The sequence below is a fragment of the Paractinoplanes deccanensis genome, from assembly GCF_016862115.1.
GTDB lineage: Bacteria > Actinomycetota > Actinomycetes > Mycobacteriales > Micromonosporaceae > Actinoplanes > Actinoplanes deccanensis.
The window spans coordinates 1-20,726 of record NZ_BOMI01000117.1 but is presented as its reverse complement, the minus strand read 5'-3'; the positions used below and the strand labels follow the sequence as shown (position 1 = coordinate 20,726).

Annotated in this window: 20 protein-coding genes and 1 pseudogene; 8 read left to right on the top strand and 13 right to left on the bottom strand. The window is 71.5% G+C overall.

Going from position 1 to position 20,726, the window contains the following annotated elements; all coding sequences use genetic code 11:
* Nucleotides 1-30 precede the first annotated feature (30 nt).
* Nucleotides 31-792 carry an SDR family oxidoreductase gene (locus tag Ade02nite_RS29605; protein ID WP_203771082.1) on the bottom strand — a complete coding sequence of 254 codons (762 nt, stop codon included), beginning with the start codon at nt 790-792 and terminating at the stop codon, nt 31-33.
* 1 nt (nt 793) lies between these two features.
* Nucleotides 794-1,678, bottom strand: coding sequence for an SDR family oxidoreductase (locus Ade02nite_RS29600; RefSeq protein ID WP_203771080.1), 885 nt, complete (start codon nt 1,676-1,678; stop codon nt 794-796).
* Nucleotides 1,679-1,868: 190 nt separating this feature from the next.
* Here Ade02nite_RS29600 and Ade02nite_RS29595 point away from each other — a divergent pair, with 190 nt between their 5' ends.
* Together Ade02nite_RS29595 and Ade02nite_RS29590 are read left to right on the top strand one after the other, a co-directional pair.
* The gene (locus tag Ade02nite_RS29595; RefSeq protein WP_203771077.1) at nt 1,869-4,205 is read left to right on the top strand and encodes an FdhF/YdeP family oxidoreductase; all 2,337 of its coding nucleotides are present in this window, start codon (nt 1,869-1,871) and stop codon (nt 4,203-4,205) included.
* Between the two features lie 9 nt (nt 4,206-4,214).
* On the top strand, nt 4,215-5,219 hold the full coding sequence (locus Ade02nite_RS29590; RefSeq protein WP_203771075.1) for an aldo/keto reductase: 1,005 nt from the start codon (nt 4,215-4,217) through the stop codon (nt 5,217-5,219).
* On the opposite strand, the gene Ade02nite_RS29585 is transcribed toward Ade02nite_RS29590, so the two are convergent.
* Together Ade02nite_RS29585 and Ade02nite_RS50400 are read right to left on the bottom strand one after the other, a co-directional pair.
* On the bottom strand, nt 5,216-5,485 hold the full coding sequence (locus tag Ade02nite_RS29585; RefSeq protein ID WP_239169161.1) for a hypothetical protein: 270 nt from the start codon (nt 5,483-5,485) through the stop codon (nt 5,216-5,218). The two genes, Ade02nite_RS29590 and Ade02nite_RS29585, sit on opposite strands and share 4 nt — an antisense overlap.
* A 95-nt stretch (nt 5,486-5,580) precedes the next feature.
* Nucleotides 5,581-5,706 carry a hypothetical protein gene (locus Ade02nite_RS50400; protein WP_275409954.1) on the bottom strand — a complete coding sequence of 42 codons (126 nt, stop codon included), beginning with the start codon at nt 5,704-5,706 and terminating at the stop codon, nt 5,581-5,583.
* A 41-nt stretch (nt 5,707-5,747) separates the two neighbouring features.
* On the opposite strand from Ade02nite_RS50400, the gene Ade02nite_RS29580 reads away from it, so the two are divergent.
* Nucleotides 5,748-6,266: a dihydrofolate reductase family protein gene (locus tag Ade02nite_RS29580; RefSeq protein ID WP_203771073.1), complete on the top strand. Its 519-nt coding sequence runs from the start codon at nt 5,748-5,750 to the stop codon at nt 6,264-6,266.
* A 4-nt stretch (nt 6,267-6,270) separates the two neighbouring features.
* Here the strand turns inward: Ade02nite_RS29580 and Ade02nite_RS29575 are convergent, their stop codons facing one another.
* From Ade02nite_RS29575 to Ade02nite_RS29565, 3 genes are read right to left on the bottom strand one after another with little or no spacing between them, the layout of a single operon-like run.
* Entirely contained in the window at nt 6,271-7,974 is a 1,704-nt protein-coding gene (locus tag Ade02nite_RS29575) for a glycerol-3-phosphate dehydrogenase/oxidase (RefSeq protein ID WP_203771071.1), read from the bottom strand.
* 2 nt (nt 7,975-7,976) lie between these two features.
* The gene (glpK, locus tag Ade02nite_RS29570) at nt 7,977-9,494 is read right to left on the bottom strand and encodes a glycerol kinase GlpK (RefSeq protein ID WP_203771069.1); all 1,518 of its coding nucleotides are present in this window, start codon (nt 9,492-9,494) and stop codon (nt 7,977-7,979) included.
* A complete protein-coding gene (locus Ade02nite_RS29565; RefSeq protein ID WP_203771067.1) occupies nt 9,487-10,317 on the bottom strand; it encodes an MIP/aquaporin family protein in 831 nt (276 codons plus the stop codon). The genes glpK (Ade02nite_RS29570) and Ade02nite_RS29565 overlap by 8 nt, the downstream gene beginning before the upstream one ends.
* 123 nt (nt 10,318-10,440) lie before the next feature.
* Between Ade02nite_RS29565 and Ade02nite_RS29560 the strand changes: the two genes are divergently transcribed.
* Together Ade02nite_RS29560 and glpK (Ade02nite_RS29555) are read left to right on the top strand one after the other, a co-directional pair.
* A complete protein-coding gene (locus tag Ade02nite_RS29560; protein WP_203771065.1) occupies nt 10,441-11,202 on the top strand; it encodes an IclR family transcriptional regulator in 762 nt (253 codons plus the stop codon).
* A 25-nt stretch (nt 11,203-11,227) separates the two neighbouring features.
* A complete protein-coding gene (glpK, locus tag Ade02nite_RS29555; protein WP_203771063.1) occupies nt 11,228-12,721 on the top strand; it encodes a glycerol kinase GlpK in 1,494 nt (497 codons plus the stop codon).
* 57 nt (nt 12,722-12,778) lie between these two features.
* On the opposite strand, the gene Ade02nite_RS29550 is transcribed toward glpK (Ade02nite_RS29555), so the two are convergent.
* The gene (locus Ade02nite_RS29550) at nt 12,779-13,438 is read right to left on the bottom strand and encodes a response regulator (protein ID WP_275409953.1); all 660 of its coding nucleotides are present in this window, start codon (nt 13,436-13,438) and stop codon (nt 12,779-12,781) included.
* Nucleotides 13,439-13,443: 5 nt separating this feature from the next.
* On the bottom strand, nt 13,444-14,709 hold the full coding sequence (locus tag Ade02nite_RS29545) for a sensor histidine kinase (protein WP_203771058.1): 1,266 nt from the start codon (nt 14,707-14,709) through the stop codon (nt 13,444-13,446).
* A 230-nt stretch (nt 14,710-14,939) separates the two neighbouring features.
* Between Ade02nite_RS29545 and Ade02nite_RS29540 the strand changes: the two genes are divergently transcribed.
* The 3 genes and pseudogenes from Ade02nite_RS29540 to Ade02nite_RS29530 all read left to right on the top strand — a co-directional run.
* Nucleotides 14,940-16,334: an MFS transporter gene (locus Ade02nite_RS29540; protein WP_203771056.1), complete on the top strand. Its 1,395-nt coding sequence runs from the start codon at nt 14,940-14,942 to the stop codon at nt 16,332-16,334.
* Nucleotides 16,331-17,524: an FAD-dependent monooxygenase gene (locus Ade02nite_RS29535; protein ID WP_203771053.1), complete on the top strand. Its 1,194-nt coding sequence runs from the start codon at nt 16,331-16,333 to the stop codon at nt 17,522-17,524. The genes Ade02nite_RS29540 and Ade02nite_RS29535 overlap by 4 nt, the downstream gene beginning before the upstream one ends.
* Before the next feature lie 98 nt (nt 17,525-17,622).
* A pseudogene (locus Ade02nite_RS29530) lies at nt 17,623-17,783 on the top strand (transposase); the annotation flags it as partial.
* 40 nt (nt 17,784-17,823) lie between these two features.
* On the opposite strand, the gene Ade02nite_RS29525 reads toward Ade02nite_RS29530, so the two are convergent.
* From Ade02nite_RS29525 to Ade02nite_RS29510, 4 genes are all read right to left on the bottom strand, one after another.
* Nucleotides 17,824-18,210 (bottom strand): TipAS antibiotic-recognition domain-containing protein, encoded by a 387-nt coding sequence (locus Ade02nite_RS29525; RefSeq protein WP_203771049.1) that lies wholly within the window; start codon nt 18,208-18,210, stop codon nt 17,824-17,826.
* A 187-nt stretch (nt 18,211-18,397) separates the two neighbouring features.
* On the bottom strand, nt 18,398-19,093 hold the full coding sequence (locus tag Ade02nite_RS29520) for a hypothetical protein (RefSeq protein ID WP_203771046.1): 696 nt from the start codon (nt 19,091-19,093) through the stop codon (nt 18,398-18,400).
* Nucleotides 19,094-19,265: 172 nt separating this feature from the next.
* Complete coding sequence (locus Ade02nite_RS29515) at nt 19,266-20,135, bottom strand: phosphotransferase (protein WP_203771044.1); 870 nt, start codon at nt 20,133-20,135, stop codon at nt 19,266-19,268.
* A partial coding sequence (locus Ade02nite_RS29510; RefSeq protein WP_203771041.1) for a nucleoside/nucleotide kinase family protein occupies nt 20,129-20,726 on the bottom strand: 598 nt, incomplete at its 5' end. The genes Ade02nite_RS29515 and Ade02nite_RS29510, both read right to left, overlap by 7 nt.

The window sequence follows — 20,726 nt, the reverse complement described above, 5'->3', positions numbered from 1 at the left end:
CGCCGGCCCGCGCCGCCCTGTGGCCCCGGGTCAGTTGATCGGGGAGATCATGCCGCCGTTGACGTAGACGGTCTGCGCGGTGACCCAGCGGGTCTCCGGGGCGACCAGGAAGCGCATCACCGGCACGACGTCGGCCGGGTCGCCGAGGTCGCCGCTGATGGTCATGCCGCTGAGCCAGGCGATCGTCTCGGGGGTCTCGGCGTTGTAGAAGAAGCTGGTCTTCTGCGGGCCGGGCGCGATGCAGTTGACGGTCACGCCGCGGGGGCCGATCTCCTTGGCGAACGCCTTGGTGAAGTGCTCGACCGGGGCCTTGCTGCCCGCGTACGCCGAGTAGGTCGCCGCCGTGACGGCCACCTGGGTGGTCACGATGTTGACGATGCGGCCGTTGTCGGCCATCTTCCCGTACGCCTCCTTCATGAAGAAGTACGGGATCTTCGCGTTGATGGCGAAGGAGCGGTCGTACTCGTCCTCGCTGGTCTCGGCGAGCGGCTTGCGGATGATCAGGCCGGCCGTGTTGACCAGGATGTCCCACTTGCCGAACTGCGCGATGGTGTCGTCGACCAGCGCCGTGATCGCCGCCGTGCCGGTCAGGTCGGCCTGGTGCGCGGCGGCGCGGACGCCCCGGGACTCGAGGTCCTTGACGACGGTCTCGGCCTCCCCCGCGCGGCCGGGGCTGTTGTAGTGGACCATCACGTCGGCGCCGTCGTCGGCCAGGGCCTCGGCGAAGAGCCGGCCGATGTTGGCGCTGCCGCCGGCGACGATGGCGACCTTGCCGTTGAGCTTTCCGGTCATGTCAGTTCTCCTTCGTGGGGTGGAGGAGCTCGGCGAGCCCCAGTCGGTCGAGGAACTCGGTGCGGACGCGATCGGCGACGGCGTTGACCACGACCGCCCCGTCGTCGTTCGGGTCGTAGTGGACGCGGAACGGGCGCTTGCCCTTCTCCGTCGCGACGACGTCGGCGACGATCCGCGCGATCTGTGCCGGGTCGGCGTCGGCGGGCTCGAGCGCGGCCATCCGCTGCCCGATCTGGTCCATCAGGTGCGGATACCGCTCCTCGTACGAGGCTGCCACCGCCCGGTCCGCCGGATGACCCGCGTGGGCGTAGTGGTTTGTGCCCTTGGTGAAAGAACCGGGCACGACGATGGTCGTCTCGATGCCGAACCGTGCCACCTCGAGAGCCATGGTGGCCGCGAGGGCGTCCAGCCCGGCCTTCGCCGCGAAGTACGGGCCGAGATAGGGCGGGGTGCCGCCGCGCGTGCTGGTGCTGCCGATCCAGACCAGCAGCCCGTCCCGCCGGTCACGCATGCCGGGCAGCAGCGCCCGGTTGAGCCGGTGCGCGCCGAGCACGTTGGTGTCGTACAGGTCGGCCAGCTGCTCGGCCGTGAACGCCTCGGCCGGCCCGACCACCATGTGGCCCACGTTGTGCACGAGGACGTCCGGGGTGCCGGCCTCGCTCGCGGCCTGCCGGACCGACTCCTCGGAGGTGACGTCCAGCTCGACGACGCGCAGGTCCACGCCGCGCGCCGCGGCGTACTCGGCGGCCTCGGCCGCCGCCCGGGTGTTGTGCCCGCCGATGTCCCGGATGCCGGCGAACACCGTGTGACCGGCGTCCGCGAGGGCTCGCGAGATCATCAGGCCGAAGCCGCTGGAGGCCCCGCTGACGAAAATGTTCTTGGTCATGAGGCCAGTCAAGGCCGGATCCGGGCGGTCGTTGAGGTCGGAAACCGCCACGACGGGGCGGGCGGCGGTGTGACGCTTCACCGGTTTGAGAATCGGCACGGCTCGCCACCAGCGACTTGATCAACAGGGCCGGCGCCGGTGTGACGGCGGCCCTATGCGGCGTTTCGCCGCGGGCCGTTGGCTGTCCGGCATGGACGAGATCAGGGGCCGGGGCGGGCCCGGCACGGACGCTCCCGGCTGCGGCCCGGGTGGCTCCGGGGCGGTGGCCCAGCGCGACTACACGCATCCTTCCGCCGGGTGGGGCGCCGCGCGCAGCGTGGGTGAGGTGCTGGTCCGCAGCCGCGAGCCGGTCGCCGGCGTCCGCGCGATGCTCAAGATGAACCAGGAGGGCGGCGGCTTCGACTGCCCCGGCTGCGCCTGGCCCGACGACCCCGAGGGCCTGCACCTCGACCTGTGCGAGAACGGCGTCAAGCACGTCACCTGGGAGATGACGCACAAGCGTACGGACCGCGACTTCTTCGCCGCCCACGCCGTGACCGAGCTGTCCGGGTGGAGCGACCATGCGCTGGAGGCCCGGGGCCGGCTCACCGAGCCGATGCGGTACGACGCGGCCACCGACCGCTACGTCCCGATCGGCTGGGACGACGCGTTCGCCCTGGTGGGAAGCCATCTCCGGGCGCTCGGCAGCCCGCACGAGGCCGCGTTCTACACTTCGGGGCGGCTCGCCAACGAGGCCACGTTCCTCTACCAGCTCTGGGTCCGCGAGTTCGGCACCAACAACCTGCCCGACTGCTCCAACATGTGCCACGAGGCGAGCGGGCGGGCGCTCACCGCGTCGATCGGCACGGGCAAGGGCACCGTCGACATCACCGACTGGGAGAAGGCCGACCTCATCTGGGTCATGGGCGTCAACGCGGCGTCGAACGCCCCGCGCATGCTGACGGCCCTCTCCGGCGCGGCCAAGCGCGGCGCCGCGATCGTCCACATCAACCCGCTGATCGAGGCGGCGTCGCGGCGCACCATCGTGCCGCACGAGTTCCTCGCGATGGGCACCTTCCACACCACCCCGACCGGCACCATGAACGTGCAGCCGCGCATCGGCGGCGACCTGGCCCTGGTGCGCGGCGTCGCCAAGGTGGTGTTCGAGCGCGACGCGATCGACCACGAGTTCCTCGCCCGCCACACCACCGGGCTCGCCACCTACCGGGCCCGCTGCGCCGGCACCAGCTGGGCCGAGATCGTCTCCGCGTCGGGCGTCGACGAGGCGACGATCCGCTCGCTCGCCGACGGCTACATCGCGGCGCATCGCACCATCATCTCGTGGTGCCTCGGGGTCACCCAGCAGGAGCACGGCGTCGACACGGTCCGCGAGATCGTCAACCTGTTGCTGCTGCGGGGCAACATCGGCCGCGAGGGTGCGGGGCCGTGCCCGATCCGCGGTCACAGCAACGTGCAGGGCAACCGGACGTGCGGCATCGACCACCGGCCGTCCGCCGCGTTCCTCGACCGGCTCGCCGAGGCCTGCGCCATCGAGCCGCCCCGCGAGCACGGTCTCGACACCGTCGCCACGCTGCGGGCCATGCACGAGGGCCGGGTCAGGGTGTTCGTCGGCATGGGCGGCAACTTCGCGCTCGCCGCGCCGGACACGGCGTACACCTTTGACGCCCTGCGCTCCTGCGCGCTGACCGTGCACGTCAGCACGAAGCTCAACCGCAGTCATCTGGTCCACGGCACCGACGCGCTGATCCTGCCCTGTCTCGGCCGCACCGAACGGGACGTGCAGGCCTCGGGCGAGCAGGTCGTCACCGTGGAGGACTCGATGAGCATGGTGCACGCCTCGCGCGGGCACCGCCGGCCCGCCTCGCCGCTGCTGCTCTCGGAGCCGGCCATCATCGCGGGCCTCGCGCGGGCCTCGCTGCCGCACACGCGTACGCCGTGGGAGGAGTACGTCGCCGACTACGACCGGATCCGCGACACCATGGCCCGGGTGCTCGACGGCTTCGAGGGCGTCAACCACCGGGCCCGGCAGCCGCACGGCTTCCGGCTGCGGCAGCCCGCGCGCGAGCGGGTGTGGCTGACGCCGACCGGGCGGGCCGCGTTCTCCGACGGCGGCCTGCCCGCGCTCGACCCGGGCGACGGCTGCCTGATGCTCGGCACGATGCGCTCGCACGACCAGTGGAACACGACGGTGTACTCGGACAACGATCGTTACCGGGGACTGCGCAACCTCCGTACGGTCGTCTTCATGAACCGCGACGACATGCGCCGGCTCGGCATCGCCGAGTTCGACCGGGTCGACGTGACCTCGTACGCGAAGGACGGCAGCACCCGCGGCGTGTACGGCTACCGCGCGGTCGCGTACGACATCCCGCCGGGCAACGCCGCCGGCTACATGCCGGAGATGAACGTGCTCTGCGCGGCCGGCGACTACAGCCCGCAGAGCGGCCAGCCCTTGATGAAACATCTGCGTGTCCGCGTGCGAAGAGTGGGGCAATCCCCCACTGACACTTCCGGCACCGAACGGTGAGATGACCCCATGGACCTTCGCAAGCTCGGCTCTTACGGCCCGTCCGTCTCCGCCCTCGGCCTCGGCGCCATGGGCATGTCCGACTTGTACGGCGGAGCGGACGAAAAGGAGAGCATCGCGACCCTGCACGCCGCCCTCGACGCGGGCGTGACCCTCATCGACACCGGCGACTTCTACGGCTCCGGTCACAACGAGATGCTGATCGGCCGGGCGCTGGCCGCACGCGACCGCTCCTCCGTGCAGCTGAGCGTCAAGTTCGGCTCGCGGCGCACGCCCGACGGCGCGTTCCAGCCGGTGCCGTACGACGTCTCCCCCGCCGCCGTGAAGGACCGCCTCGCCTACTCGCTGCGGCGCCTCAACACCGACTACATCGACATCTACCGCCCGGCGCGGCTCAACCCGCACATCCCGGTCGAGGAGACCGTCGGCGCCCTCGACGAGATGCGCCAGGCCGGCTACATCCGCCACATCGGCCTCTCCGAGGTCGGCGCCGACACGATCCGCCGGGCCGCCGCGGTGGCGCCGATCAGCGACCTCCAGATCGAATACTCGCTGCTCTCCCGCGGCCCCGAGCGCAAGATCCTCCCGGTGCTGCGCGAGCTGGGGATCGGCCTGACCGCGTACGGCGTGCTCTCCCGCGGCCTGCTCAGCGGCCACTGGTCGGCGTCGCGCCCGCTCGCCGGCAACGACTTCCGCGCGCACAGCCCGCGCTTCCAGGGCGACAACCTCGAGGCCAACCTGCGCCTGGTCGAGGCCCTGGCCCGGGTGGCCGAACGCCTGGGCGCCGGCACGAGCCAGGTCGCGATCGCCTGGGTGCTGGCGCAGGGCACCGACATCGTCCCGCTGGTCGGCGCCCGCCGCCGCGACCGCCTGACCGAGTCGCTCGGCGCCCTGGACCTCACCCTGGGCGAGGCCGACCTGCGCCAGATCGAGGAGGCCGTCCCACGCGACGCCGCCGCCGGCGACCGCTACGCGGCCCCCCAGATGGCCACCCTCGACAGCGAACGGGACTAGAGAGCCCGCACCGCGGCGATGGCCCACCGCATGCGGGCGGCCGCGGCCTCGGGGTGCTCGCCGCACTCACGGGCCAGATGTGCGGCGCAGCCCCGGATGCCCAGGCTGTGCAGCGCGCCGGTGATCGCCGCGCGCACCTGGAAGGCGGACGCGCGATCCGACGGCTGCAGTGCCGAGGCGAACAGCGCCTCGGCACGGGCCGTGTCGAACGTGGTGCGGGTCGTGTAGTGCAGGTGCGGCTTCTTCTCGATGGTGGTCGCGGGCATCGCTCTCGCCTCACTTCCGGGTGCGGAGTCGCGGGCCTGCCCGTTACCCTCGTCGCTCCCGGGCCGCCTGTCATCGGCGCCAGCCGCCAGGCCCACTACCGGCCAGCAGGTAGTGCCGTCAGGATCTCGAGCAGGGCTGCGGTGGCCGGCGGGTCCGGCGGGTCGCCGTAGGTGGCCGCGTAGATCCGCCGGGGGCTCTCGGTGAGCGGGGTGGCGTGCACGCCCGGCGCGCTGTGGGCGAGCAGGGCCAGGCCGAGTCGCGATGGTCCTCGACCCGCTGGCCGGGACGGTCGCTGAGGAGATAGAGCGGGTCGTCCAGCAGGTGCGTGAGCCGGAAGCCCTCCTGATTTATCTATGGGTTGCGGCCGATTTTGGCATTGGACGTCATGCCCGGACGCGACGAGGCTCGACGTCGAGGTCACCACCGACGAAGGAGCACACGCCGGTCTTCGTCCTCACGCACCACACGCGAGCGCCGATCGAGATGGCGGGCGGCACCACCTTCCACTTCCTCGACGCCTCCCCCGCCGAGGCGCTCGCCGCGGCGCGCGAGGCCGCCGGCGGCCGGGATGTGCGCATCGGCGGCGGCCCAACCGTCGTCCGCGACTTCCTCGCCGCCCGGCTCGTCGACCACCTGCACCTCGCGGTGGTGCCGATCGTGCTCGGCCGCGGCGTCCGCCTGTGGGACGGCCTGGAGGGCCTCGAGCGGGACTACCGGGTCGAGACGACGTCGTCGCCCAGCGGCGTCACCCACGTGACCCTCACCCGGGCGGGCGCCTGATCGGTCAGGAGCGCGCCGCGTTCAGCGGCACCACCTCGGGGGCGCCCAGGCGGGCCGCGTCGGCTGTCTCGTCGTCGGGTTGTTCCTGGGAGCGGCGCTCGGCCTCGACGCGCAGGCGGTAGTGCTCGACCTCGCGGGCCGTCTGCTCCTCGGTCCAGCCCAGCACGCCGGCCATCAGCGACGCGGCGACCGGGGCGGCGGCCACCCCGCGGTCGAAGGTCTCGATGGAGATGCGGGTCCTCCTCGTCAGCACGTCCTCCAGGTGACGGGCGCCCTCGTGGCTGGCCGCGTAGACCAGCTCGGCGCGCAGGTAGTCCTCGGCGCCCTCGACCGGCGCGGCCAGGGTGGGGTCGGCCTCGATCAGGGCGAGGACCTCGGTGACCAGCGTCCCGTACCGGCCCAGCAGGTGCTCGACCCGGGCCACGTGCAGGCCCGAGGTCGACGCCAGGACGCGGCGGCGGTTCCACAGGGCCGGGTAGCCCTCCGCGCCGAGCAGCGGGACCACCTGGGTGCACGACGGCGGGACGGAGCGGCCCAGGCCGTGCACGCAGGCGTCGACGGCGTCGCGGGCCATCACCCGGTACGTCGTGTACTTGCCGCCGGCGACCACCACCAGGCCGGGCTGCGGGCTGCCGACCGTGTGCTCGCGGGACAGCTGCGACGTCGACTCCGACTCGCCGGACAGCAGCGGGCGCAGGCCGGCGTAGACGCCCTGCACGTCCGTGCGGCTCAGCGGGGTGGACAGCACCTCGTTGACGTGTTCGAGCAGGTAGTCGATGTCGGTGCTGGACGCGGCCGGGTGTGCCTTGTCGAGCGCCCAGTCGGTGTCGGTCGTGCCGATGATCCAGTGCCGGCCCCACGGGATCACGAACAGGACGCTCTTCTCCGTGCGCAGGATCAGCCCGGTGCTGGACTGGATGCGGTCGCGCGGCACCACCAGGTGGATGCCCTTGGAGGCGCGCACGTGGAACTGGCCGCGCTCGCCGACCAGCGCCTGCGTGTCGTCGGTCCACACGCCGGTGGCGTTGATGACCTGCTGGGCGCGCACCTCGAAGGTCCGGTCGTGCTCCAGGTCCTGCACGCGCACGCCGGCGACCCGTTCGCCTTCGCGGAGGAACCCCACCACCCGGGTACGCGACGCCACGTGCGCGCCGTACGCGGCGGCCGTGCGGGCCAGGAAGAACGTGTGCCGGGCGTCGTCCACCTGGGCGTCGTAGTACTGCAGCGCCCCGACCAGGGCCTCCTTCTTCAGCGCCGGGCATTCGCGCAGCGCGCCGCGGCGGGTCAGGTTGCGGTGCCGCGGCAGCCCGCCGTTGAGCGCCATCGTGTCGTAGAGCGAGACGCCCGTGCCCGCGTACAGCCGCTCCCAGGCGTGGTGTTGCAGCGGATAGAGGAACCTGACCGGCCGTACGAGGTGCGGAGCGAGCCGGGTGAGCAGCAGCCCTCGTTCCCGCAGCGCCTCGCGGACCAGCGCGAAGTCGAGCATCTCGAGGTAGCGCAGGCCGCCGTGGATGAGTTTGCTGGACCGGCTGGAGGTGCCCGACGCGAAGTCGCGCGCCTCCACCAGCCCGGTCGACAGGCCGCGGGTGGTGGCGTCGAGCGCGCAGCCCGCGCCGACCACGCCGCCGCCCACGACCAGCACGTCGAGCTCGGCGCCGGCCAGCGCGGCCAGCGCCGAGTCCCGATATTCCGGTGACAGAGCCGTCATGATCAGTCCACGTCCACCCAGTCGAGAGTGCGCTGGACCGCCTTCTTCCACTTCTCGTACCCGGCGTTGCGCTGTTCCTCGGTCCACTGCGGCTGCCAGCGCTGCGACTCGTTCCAGTTCTCGCGCAGCTCGTCGGTGTTCTTCCAGAAGCCGACCGCGAGGCCGGCGGCGTAGGCGGCGCCCAGCGCGGTCGTCTCGGCCACCACCGGGCGGCTGACCGGCACGCCGAGCACGTCCGCCTGGATCTGCATGCACAGGTTGTTCGCCGTGATGCCGCCGTCGACCTTGAGCACGTCGAGGGTGACGCCGGAGTCCTGCGCCATCGCGTCGACCACGTCGCGGCTCTGGTAGCAGATCGACTCCAGGGTGGCGCGGGCGATGTGCGCGCCGGTGTTGAAGCGGGACAGCCCGACGATGGCGCCGCGGGCGTCGGAGCGCCAGTACGGCGCGAACAGGCCGGAGAAGGCGGGCACGAAGTACACGCCGCCGCTGTCGGGCACTGTCGACGCGAGCGACTCGCTCTCGGCCGCCGAGTTGATCACGTGGAGCTGGTCGCGCAGCCACTGCACGGCCGAGCCGGTCACCGCGATCGAGCCCTCCAGCGCGTAGACGGGCGCCGCGTTGCCGAACTTGTAGCAGACCGTCGTCAGCAGGCCGTTCTCCGACCGTACGAGCTCCGTGCCGGTGTTGAGCAGCATGAAGTTGCCGGTGCCGTACGTGTTCTTGGCCTCGCCGGGCGCGAAGCAGACCTGGCCGACCGTGGCCGCCTGCTGGTCGCCGAGGTCGCCGGTGAGCGGCACCTCCCCGCCGAGCGGACCGGGCCAGCGCGCCACGCCGTACGTGTCGGGGTCGGACGACGGCCGGATCTCGGGGAGCATGGAACGCGGGATGCCGAAGAAGCCGAGCAGCTCGTCGTCCCAGTCCAGGGTCTCGAGGTTCATCAACATCGTCCGGCTGGCGTTGGTCACGTCGGTCACGTGCCGGCCGCCGTCGACGCCGCCGGTCATGTTCCAGAGCAGCCAGCTGTCCGTGTTCCCGAAGATCGCGTCGCCGCGCTCGGCCGCCTCGCGGACGCCGTCGACGTTCTCCAAGATCCACTGGATCTTGCCGCCGGAGAAGTACGTCGCCGGGGGCAGGCCGGCCTTGCGGCGGATCACGTCGCCGCGGCCGTCGCGGTCGAGCGCCGAGGCGATGCGGTCGGTGCGGGTGTCCTGCCAGACGATCGCGTTGTAGTAGGGCCGGCCGGTGCGCCGGTCCCACACCACGGCGGTCTCCCGCTGGTTCGTGATGCCGAGCGCGGCCAGGTCGCTGGCCTGGAGGTTCGCCTTCTGCATGGCCGTGCGCACGACGGTGGTGGTGCGCTCCAGGATCTCGACCGGGTTGTGCTCGACCCAGCCGGCCTGCGGCAGGATCTGCTCGTGCTCGAGCTGGTGGCGGCCGACCTCGTTCCCGGCATGGTCGAAGATCATGAAACGGGTACTGGTCGTGCCCTGGTCGACGGCGCCGACGAAGTCAGCCACGGGTTGCCTCCACTCTCTCGTCCGGGACGCGGCCCGGCTCCTGCGGCCCCGCCACCGGCAGGAACCGCCCGACGAGCACCTTGTACAGTCCGGCCCCGATCAGGCCGCCGATGATCGGCGCGACGATCGGTATCCAGAAGTAGAGATACCCTGTCTGATCCCGCCATGCCCCGCCATAACCGGTCAGGAAGCTGGCGAGTCGCGGGCCGAAGTCACGCGCCGGGTTGATCGCGTAGCCGGCGTTCGTGCCCCAGGCCATGCCGATCGCGACCACGATCAGGCCGACGATGAACGGCGCCAGGTTCGCGGCGGGCGCCGTGTTCGCGGCGTCGGTGACGGCCAGGATCAGGAAGAGCAGGATCGCCGTACCGATGATCTGGTCACGGAACGCGCCCCACTCCCCCACCGGCAAAGTCCCGTTGCCGGGCAGGGTCGAGAAGACGCCCTGCGTCTTGATCGTGAGGCCGGGGTCCGCGGCGTGCAGGACCTCGGTGTAGTTCCAGCGCACCAGCAGGGCGGCCACGAACGCCCCGAGGATCTGCGCGATCGAGTACGGGGCGACCTTGCGCCACTCGAAGCCCTTGAAGGCCGCGAGCGCGATGGTGACGGCCGGGTTGAGATGGGCGCCGCTGATGCGCGCCGCCACGTAGACGCCGAGCGTCACGCCCAGGCCCCAGGCCCAGGCGATGCTGTCGTGGTCGCCGATGCCCGCGCCGGCCACCTGCGCGACGACGCCCACGCCGAAGAGGATGAGGATCATGGTCCCGGCGAACTCGGCGAGCAGTTCGCCCAGCAAGCTCGGGATCTTCAGACGTTCTGCCATGTGCCCTCCTTGCGAGTTGTACCGGACGCTAGGTAGCGGGCAGGACACGGGCAATGACGGCCGTTCGACAATGTCGAACATCGGTCACAGTTGATGTTCACGTCGTGGCATAGAGTCGGCAACGTGCCCGGAACAGTGCAGTCCATCGAGCGCGCCGCCGCGGTCCTGCGCCTGCTCGCGGGCACCTCGGGGCACCTCGCGCTGGGCGAGATCGCCCGGTCGCTCGATCTGGCCAAGGGCACCGTCCACGGCATCCTCAGCACATTGCGGCACGTCGGCTTCGTCGAGCAGGACCGCGCCTCCGGGCATTACCGGCTCGGCGCTACCCTGCTCAACCTCGGCACCAGCCATCTCGACGTCAACGAGCTGCGCTCCCACGCGATCAACTGGGCGGACCCGCTCGCGGCCCGCAGCGGCGAGGCGGTGCGCGTCGGCACGGTCGCCGACGGGCAGGTGCTCGTCGTGCACCATGTGTTCCGCCCCGACGACACGTTCCAGACCCTCGACGTGGGCAGCCTGCTGCCGCTGCACGCCACGGCGCTCGGCAAGGTGCTGCTGGCGTACGGGGCCGCGGGCAGCGCACCGGCCGAGGAGCTGGACCGGTTCACCCGCCGCACCATCCGCACGCCGCAGGCGCTGGCCACCGAGCTGCAGCAGGTGCGCGACGCCGGCTGGAGCCGCGAGGTCGAGGAGATGACCCCCGGCACCGCCTCACTGGCCGCGCCGATCCGCGGCTACGGCGGGCTGGTGGTCGGCGCCGTCGGCATCAGCGGCCTGGTCGAACGCGTCTGCGACAGCCACTACCACCCGCACCACCACCTGGTCGCCCTCGTCCGGGAGGCGGCTCGCGCCATCTCCCGCGATCTCGGAGCCGCCCGCCGCTGAGCCCGCCAAACCCTCGGGAGGAACCATGACCGAGCGCTACGTCGTCGCCATCGACCAGGGCACCACGTCCACCCGCTGCATCGTCTTCGACCGGCGCGGCCGGCTCGTCTCCCTGGCCCAGCAGGAGCACAAGCAGTACTACCCGAAGCCCGGCTGGGTCGAGCACGACGCCGCCGAGATCTGGCGCAACGTCGAACGGCTCGCCCCCGAGGCGCTGCGGCGCGCGGGCATCACCGAGGAGCAGGTGGCGGCGGTCGGCATAGCCAACCAGCGGGAGACCACGCTGCTGTGGGACCGCGACACCGGCGCGCCGCTCGGCCACGCCATCGTCTGGCAGGACACCCGCACCGACGATCTGGTACGCGACCTGCGCGACCGCCCGGACGCCAAGCTCGTCGAGCACGACTCGGCGCTGCCCCTGGCCACCTACTTCTCCGGCCCGCGCGTGCGCTGGATGCTCGACCTCCACCCCGAGCTGCGCGCCCGCGCCGAACGCGGCGAAGTCCTCTTCGGCACCATGGAGACCTGGCTGATCTGGAAGCTCACCGGCGGCCTGCACGTCACCGACGTGACGAACGCCAGCCGCACCATGCTGCTCGACGTGCACACCCTCGACTGGTCCCCCACCGCGCTGGCCTTCTTCGGCATCCCCCGGGCCATGCTGCCCGAGGTGCGCCCGTCGGTGGGCGTCTTCGGCAAGGCGGTGGCGGCCTTCCCGGGGGTACGCATCGGAGCGGCCCTCGGCGACCAGCAGGCGGCGTTGTTCGGGCAGACGTGCTTCACCCCCGGAGAGGCCAAGTGCACGTACGGTACGGGCAGCTTCCTGCTGCTCAACACCGGCGGCGAGCTGGTGCGCTCGACACACGGGCTGCTCAGCACGGTCGCCTACCAGATCGCGGGCGGCCCCACCGCGTACGCCCTGGAAGGCTCGATCGCCATCACCGGCTCGCTGGTGCAGTGGTTCCGTGACCAGCTCGAGCTCATCGCCAGCGCCCCGGAGATCGAGACCCTGGCCCGCACGGTCGCCGACAACGGCGGCTGCTACATCGTGCCGGCCTTCTCCGGCCTGTACGCCCCGTACTGGCGCAGCGAGGCACGCGGCGTCATCGTGGGCCTCACCTCGTACATCACGAAGGGTCACCTGGCCCGCGCCGTCCTGGAGGCCACGGCGTGGCAGACCCGCGAGGTGGTCGACGCCATGAACGCCGACTCCGGCCTCGACCTGACCACCCTGCGCGTCGACGGCGGCATGACCGCCGACAACCTGCTCATGCAGTTCATCGCCGACGTCCTGGACGTGCCGGTGGTCCGCCCCCTGGCCGCCGAGACGGTCTCGCTGGGCGCCGCCTACGCGGCCGGCCTGGCCGTCGGCTACTGGCCCGACCTGGAGGGCCTGCGCCAGAACTGGCACCGCGCCGCCCAGTGGCTCCCCACCATGGACCCCCGCCTGAGAACCACCGAATACCGAAACTGGCAGCGCGCCGTCGAACGAACCTTCGACTGGACCCGCCCGTCCTAGCACTGCAACGGCAGGAGAGGCCGAGGCGTCCCACCGCTGGTGCGGTGGCACCCCGCGCTATGCGGGACCGCGGAGGCCGGCCTGGTAGGCGATGACCACGAGCTGGGCGCGGTCGCGGGCGTCCAATTTGGTCATGGCGTGGTTGACGTGGGTCTTGACCGTGAACGGGCTGAGGGTGAGGTGGCCGGCGATTTCGGCGTTCGACATGCCGGTGGCCACCAGAGCCACGATCTCTCGTTCCCGTTCCGTGAGCCCGTCGAGAGCGCTGGAGGCCGGGGCCGGCCGGCGGACGTCCGTGGCGAGGTAGCGGGCGATGAGCTCGCGGGTGGCCGCGGGTGAGAGCAGGGCCTCTCCGCGGGCGACGGTGCGGATGGCGTCGATCAGGGCTTCCGGGCGTGAGCCCTTGCCGAGGAACCCGCTGGCGCCGGCGCGGAGCGCCTCGAAGACGTGGTCGTCGACCTCGAAGGTGGTCAGGATCAGCACCTTCACGCCGGCGAGGTCGGGATCGGTGCAGATCCGGCGGGTGGCCGCCAGTCCGTCGAGCTCCGGCATGCGGATGTCCATGACGATGACGTCGGCGCGCGTGCGGCGGGCCAGTCGCACGGCCTCCACGCCGGTCGCCGCTTCGCCGACGACGGTCAGATCGGGGGCGTTGTCGACCATGAGACGCAGACCCGCGCGGACGATGTCCTGGTCCTCGGCGAGCAGTACACGCACGGCCGTCACGCCGCGGCACCGGTGAGAGTGGGCAGCTCGGCGGTGACCCGGAAGCCCCCTTCGGCGCGCGGGCCGGCGGAGAGCCGGCCGCCGAGTGCGGCCGCTCGTTCCCGCATGCCGATGATGCCGTGCCCCGTCGTGCCGCCCTCGACGCTGGTTCCGGACCGTGCGGCGGCGACCGCCGGCCCGTCGTCCTCGATGGTCAGCGCGAGGGTTCCGGGCCGGAACTCGAGCCGGACCGTTGCTGAGGTGCCGGCGGCGTGTTTGGCGGTGTTGGTCAGCGACTCCTGGATCAGCCGGTAGGCGGTGAGGTCGACGGCGTCCGGCAGGGGGGTGGCTGGACCGGTGACGTCGCAGACGACCCGTAGTCCGGTGGCGGTGAAGGAGGCGATCAGCTCGTCGATGCGGCTGAGCCGTCCGGCCGGTTCGGCGGGCTCGTGCTCGCCGGGCTGGCGCAGGAGGCCGACGGTGACTTTGAGCTCGGAGAGCGCGGCTTCGCTGGCGTTCTGGATGTGTTCCAGGGATTGGCGGGCCCGGGTGAGGTCGTGTCTGCCCAACAGAAGGGTCATGGCGCCTGCCTGCACATTGATGAGCGCTACCTGGTGGCCGACCGCGTCGTGCAATTCGCGCGCGATGCGTAGCCGTTCCGCCTGGACGCGGTGGCGCGCCTCGTCCTCGCGGCCCAGTTCCGCACGCAGGGCCCGCTCCATGAGCATGGCTCGCCGAGCTTGATCTGCCCGGACCGCCTGCCCCACCGCGGCGGCAACCACGACCCAGGGCAGGACCTCGACGTCGCCGAACTCGACCCGGTCGTACACGGCGGCCACCACGCTGCCGGCCAGCACCGAAGCGAAGCTCGCGACGGCAACGACGACTACCGCGACCTTTTCGCTACGCAGGGAGAACAGGAACATCGCCACGACCAGCGCGGTGCGGGCGGGCGAGTCGGCCGCCGCGGAAGGCATCGCGATCACGCCCGCGGTCGCGATGGCGGGGATGAGCCAAGCCGGCCAGTGCAGAGCGGGAATGACGACGAAGCTCGCCGCCGCCATGACGGCGGTGACCACCGCGGTCGGCATGAACACGGACCGCTCAGGCGTCGCGGTGATCATGACGGTGAGGAGAAGGAGGACGCCGGCCCCGGCCAGGCGGGCGACGGTCGGATGCGTGGCGGCGAGCCGCCGCAGCCGGTCGGCCACCCGTTTCGGGTAGGCGACCGCGCGATGTCCGCCGTCCTCGACCAGACCGCCGGCCGGCACGTCAGCTCCCACGAGGCGACAGTAGCCAGCCTGTGGCCGGGCGACAAACGATCTACTGCCGGCGCAGTAGGCGACGCCGCGCCCGGCTGAGACAGCACCTGCGAGCGCAGTAGCAGGGCACCCGGAGCCACCGCGGTCGCGGCGGGTGAGGTCACCGCGGCACGCCGATGACGGGGACGGCTGCGCCCGCGAACGATCCAAGGGTGCTTCTCATCAGCCCGCGAAGAAAGGCAGGGACGTCCATGACCGCACCTCCGGCTCCTCCGATCCGCATCGGGAGGTCCGCCGTCGGGGCCGTCGGCATCCTGGCAGGCGCCACCGGCGTCCTGGAATCGGTGGTGTCACCGACGCTTCCGCTGTTGCAGCGCGAATTGTCGATCGATCCCGCCCAAGGGGCGCTGTTGAGCATCGCGATGCTCATCACCGGCGCCCTCACCGCGCCCATCGCCGGCGTCCTCGGTGACCGCTACGGCGGGAAACGGGTCATGGTCTGGCTGATGGTCGTCGTCTGTGCCGGCGGCCTGGTGTCCTCGCTGGCGCCGAACCTGCCGGTGCTGCTGCTCGGGCAGGTGCTGGAGGGCGCGATGGTGGGCGCGATGCCACTCTCCTTCATCCTGATGCGCAAGCTCCTCCCAGCGGACAGGTCACCGGTGGCCATCGGGGTGGTCAGCGGGTTCTTCGTGGGCGGCGGCATGGTGGGGACGCTGATCGCCGGGCCGATCGCGGAAGGGCTGTCGCGACACTGGATGTTCGCGATCCCGACCCTCGCGATCGTCGTGGCGACCGTGTTCGCGCACCGGTTGCTGCCGGACGATCAACGGACCCGGTCGGACGCCAGGGTCGACTGGCCGGGCGTGGCTCTGCTGAGCGGCATCGTGCTGACGTTCATGGCCGGGCTCGCGACGGCGCCCGACATGGGCTCCCAGCCACTCCTCATCGTCGGCGTCCTCGTGTTCCTGGCCGCCTTCGTGACCGGATGGATCGCCGTCGAGCTCCGGGCAGCCTCGCCGATGTTCGACCTGCGCCTGCTGGCGAAGCCCGCGATCTGGCGGTCCTATGTGGTCACGTTCGCCGTCTGCGTCGGCGCCGGGCTGTCGATCTTCCTGGTGCCGCAGCTGTTCGCTGTGTCCGGCGACGGATACGGCTTCGGAGCCAGTCTCACCGACATCGGGTGGTACCTGCTGCCCGCCGCCGCGATGGCGGCGATCAGCGGGCCGCTCGGCGGGCTGGGGACGCGGCGCTTGAGCTCGACCGCCGTGCTCGCCGCCGGCATCGCTCTCATGACGGCCGCGCTGATCGGCATGGCGTTCGTCCACACCGAGGTCTGGCACCTCGTCGTCGGCAAGGCGCTGATCAGCCTGGCCAACGGCGCCTGCATCACGGCGCTGGTCATCAAGACCGCCGCCTCCGTCGACGAGGGCACGACGGGCACCGCCACGAGCCTGGTCATGGTGATCCGGGTCCTCGGCTTCGCCACGGGCGCCCAGGTCGGCGGCGCCGTCCTTACCGCCGGGACCCCCGGCGGCTCCGACATCCCGGCCGAATCGGCCTACGTCACCGCCCTGGTCATCGCGAGCGTCGTCACAGCACTGTCCCTGTTCGCCGTCCGCACCATGAGCAAAGGAGCCAAGCAATGAATCGCGCCGACTCGACCAGGGTTCTGATATCGGGGGCCAGCGTCGCGGGCTGCGCCCTGGCCTTCTGGCTGAACCGGTACGGGTACGCCGTCACGGTGGTGGAGAAGGCGGGCACGGTCCGCAGTGGCGGCTATCCCATCGACGTACGCGGCACCGCGCTCGAGGTCGTCCAGCGGATGGGGATCCTCCCGCGGCTACGAGAAGCACACATCGACCTGCGCCGGCTGACCTTCCTGGACGAGGACGGCAGCGAGATCGTGTCGCTCAACCCGCATGCCGTCACCGGCGGTGTCGAGGGACGGGACCTGGAGGTACGGCGTGGCGACCTGACCGACGCCCTGTACGCGGCCGTCCGTGACGACGTGGAGTTCCTGTTCGACGACTCCATCGACACCCTCGACCAGTCCGGGAACGGGGTCGAGATCACGTTCCGCGGCGGCGGCCGGCGTACGTTCGACATGGTGTTCGGCGCCGACGGTGTGCACTCGCGTACCCGGGAGCTCGTCCTCGGCCCCGAACAGCAGTTCCACCGGTACCTCGGTTACCGCTTCGCCGTGTTCACCATGCGCAACACCTTCGGGCTGTCCCGGGAGACCGTGATGTGGAACAGCCCGGGCCGGGCCGCGGCCCTGTACGCCGCGGGCGACGACGACGTGCACGCCTTCCTGACCTTCGCGAAGCCGGAGCCGCCGCTCAGCGCGTCGCCGGACCCGCGGGCACAACGCGACCTGGTCGCCACCGTCTTCGCAGACGCGGGATGGGAGGTCCCGCGCATGCTTGCCGCCATGCGCGACGCGGACGACGTGTACGTCGACGGGGTCAGCCAGATCCACCTGCCCCGCTGGTCCGGCGGCAGGGTCGCCTTGGTGGGCGACGCCGCGTACGCACCCTCGTTCCTCACCGGGCAGGGAACCAGCCTCGCGCTGGTCGGCGCGTACATGCTCGCCGGTTCCCTGGCCGACCGCGGCCACGCCGCCGGCTTCGCCGCCTACGAACGCGACACCCGTGAGTTCGTGACCGCGAACCAGCAGCTCGCCGGCAAGGGCGGTGCCGGCCTCTTCCCGACCACGCCCGAGGATCTGAAGCAGCGCAACATCCGGCTGCGCAGTCTCAGCTCCATGCCCCCCGCGGGAGGACGACCGGCCCACTCGGCCCTCACCCTGCCCGAATTCACCCTGCCCATGACCTGAACCCGGCGCCCGACGCGGCGGCGATCCACCGCTGGACAGGCCGGCCCGCGGTGGACCGGCGCCGCTTCGGGGTACGCCGGTCACCGGTGCCAGGTGCGCGCTGCCGGCAGGCGGGCGTTCCGTGAACGCCGAGCCGCTGACCAAGCCGCGGATCGCGATCGACATGCTGCAACGCGCTGCCGACGCGAACGTGCCGTTCACCTGGTTCACCGCCGACGAGGCGTTCGGGCAGGCCAAATACCTACGCTCGGCGATGGAGCCGTACTCGACGACCGGGTCGGGCCCGCTCGTCCAGCGGATCAGCGACGGGTGACGGTGTAGTGCCGCATCGCCGCGCCGAGGAACTCGACCATCTGTGGGTGGTAGGAGGTGTGCCAGGTGCGCATGCCCTCGTCCTCGGCGTAGAGCAGCGCCATCCCCAGGTAGGCGTCCATGCTCGGGACGTAAAACCGGCTGACGACGGCGTGGTGCCGGGCGATCAGCTCCTGGACCGCCTCGTCGCACGGCTGGGCGCCCGCGGTGATGGCGGCGGCGATCTCGCCGTACAGGTCGTGCCAGTCGCGGTGGACCTGGTCCTTGTCGACATGCGCCCAGTCGGCGGTCGCGGCGAGGCTGGCGGCCTGCTCGTCGGCGAGCGCGCGACGGCAGCGATCGGCATCCTCGGCGGCGAGCGTGGAAAGAGTCATCTGTTGGTGTCATGCCCTTTCGGGAGAGGGCCGGCCTGTGGGCGCGGCCGGCAGCGGACTCTCGCACACCCGACCGGCCCCGGTAAATCGATTTACGCTGCGCCGAGCGATCCGGTCCGCGTGGAAGCACTCGCGCACGCAGACCGTCTCGCCGTTGCCGGCAGGCTGGGCGCGACCCTCGGCGCACTCACCCCGGACGGCGCCGGCTGACCGCCGGTGCGATCGGGTAGCCGGTCGCGGCCACCTCCGCCCGGACCGCGGCGAGGCTCGACTCCGGGTTCAGCGCCCGGACCACGTCGTCGGTGAGCGGCCGCAGCGCCGCGATGTGCGCCACCGCGTCCCGGTCGATCTCGGCCTCGTAGTAGTCACCGGCGAAGTCGACGTACGCGTCGACGATGTCGTCGCACAGGATGCCGAGCCGGTCGGTGCCGTCCGGGCTGATGTCGTAGGGGCCGCGGGACGGCGGGAACGTGATGCCGGCGCCGGCGTGCCAGCGGTCGTCGGTGGTCCGCCGCCACAGCACCGCCGTCGCGTTCAGGTCGTCGCCGTCGCAGAACGCCGGCTCGGTGACGTGCCCGGCGAACTCCGGCGGCAGCCCGTCGAGCAGTCCCGGCCAGAGCGTCGCTCCGTCACCGGCGGCATGGGGCGACATCGCGGACTCGTGGTCGAACAGCCGGATGAACACGCCCGCCTCGCCGAAGACGATGGAGTACTCGTCGCCGCCGCCGTTGCTCATCAGCGCTGCTTCGCCGTCACCCCAGGCGGTGTAGCGGTAGTACTCGTACCCGGTGCCCTGGATCAACTCCAGGACGGCCAGGGCCCGGCACCGGTCGCGCAGCACCGGGATCGAGGGCAGCCGGCGGACGATGTCATAGACGTTCACCGGATGACCTTACGAGCCCCGCCGTCACCCGCCCCGGGCAGGCGGTCGGATTCCGGGCGTGATGGACTCGGCGGCGTTCGGCCGTCGCCGCCGTAGGCCCTCCGGGTTCTTCCTCGCCCGCGAGAACGACCTCCGGTCGGCGAGCCTCGCGCGTCTTCTCCGACGACGTCTCCTACGTTGTGGTGATCGCCCGGTTGACGCCGGTGATACCGCCTTTGGCCCAGGTCTCCAGGAACGGCACCGCCGTCTCGGGGAACAGGTCGTGCTGTGCGACGGTCGCCCAGCGCAGGTGCAGGAAGTACGCGATGCCGTAGGTGACCGGGCCGACCTGGCGGAACGAGTCGATGCCGGCCTCGTCCAGGAACGAGACGAGGTCGATGTCCGCGGGCGCGATCGCCGGAAGCTGCCAGTCGATGAGGCGGTAGCCGTCGCCGGTCGTCAACACGTGGGCGGGTTTCAGGTCGCGATGGACGAGCCGCGAATGCGCGCCGACGGTGTCGAGGACCGGCGCCGACAGGACCCACGCCTCCACGTCGTCCATCGCCGAGGCGAACGACGAAGGGAATCTGCCGTCGGCGACCAGCTGCCGGAGCTTTCCGAGCGTGGTAGTCGCCTCGGCCGACCATTTCGCCGGCGTGCCGACGTCGAGGTACACCGGCAGGTCCGGGCCGAGCTCGCCGATCCGCCGCACGATCTCGGTCCCGTGCGCGACGAGCTCCGCCTCGCTGAGATCGCGATCGGCCAGTGAAGGCGCGTCGACCCACTCCACCAGAAGGGTGTCGCAGTCGCCGATCTGGCCCGTGCGCCGGTGACCCGGCAGCAGCGGAGCCGCACCGGCTGCCGCATAGAAGTCGGGCTCGACCAGGGGCGGAAGCATCGCCTTGTAGGCGAACGCCCGACCGCTCGCCAGGACGACCCTCTGCGTCCACGACAGCGGCCACTCGGCCACGGTTCGCCGCTCCACTACGGTGTCGCCGACCAGGATCTCGAGCTCGGCGTCGTCGAGCAGGACGAGGTCTTCACGGATCGTGCTCGTCACCATTCCGCGGATGATATCCAGACGGGCGCCGCGAAGTCGCGGTTGTCGATGACGATGTCGGCTCGGCCGGCCGGGTTCGCCTCGGCCAGATACAGCTGTTCGCCCGGGATGTAGTAGGTGCGGTAGCGCTCTGCCGCCGCCTCTGCCGAAGCCATCCACGCCTTGTCGCGCCGGGTGCCGCGGTGCAGGACGTCGGCGAGGTCGATGTGCAGGTAGACGGTCAGGTCCCAGTGCGGGGCCAGGGCGGGGCGCAGCGGGAAGCCGCTGTCCGCCACCAGGATCGCGTCGGCGGGGGCCTCGTGCGGTACCGAGTCGACGGGCGTATGGCCGCTGAGGTCCATGACTTGGGTGCGGTAGCGGCGGTTGCCGCCGGGGCCGAGGGGCCTCAGGAGTTCGTCGCGGATGGCGTCGACGTCGAACATCTCGTGGTAGTAGCTCTCGGGCGAGCCGGGCGGATACGCCGTACGCAGGTCGACGTGCTTCTTGAAGTGGTCGAGCGAGACGCGCAGCACGGTCGCGTCGGGCAGGACGGTGGCCAGTTCGTCGGCGAACGTCGTCTTGCCGGCGGCGGAGTGGCCGTCGATCGCCACCCGG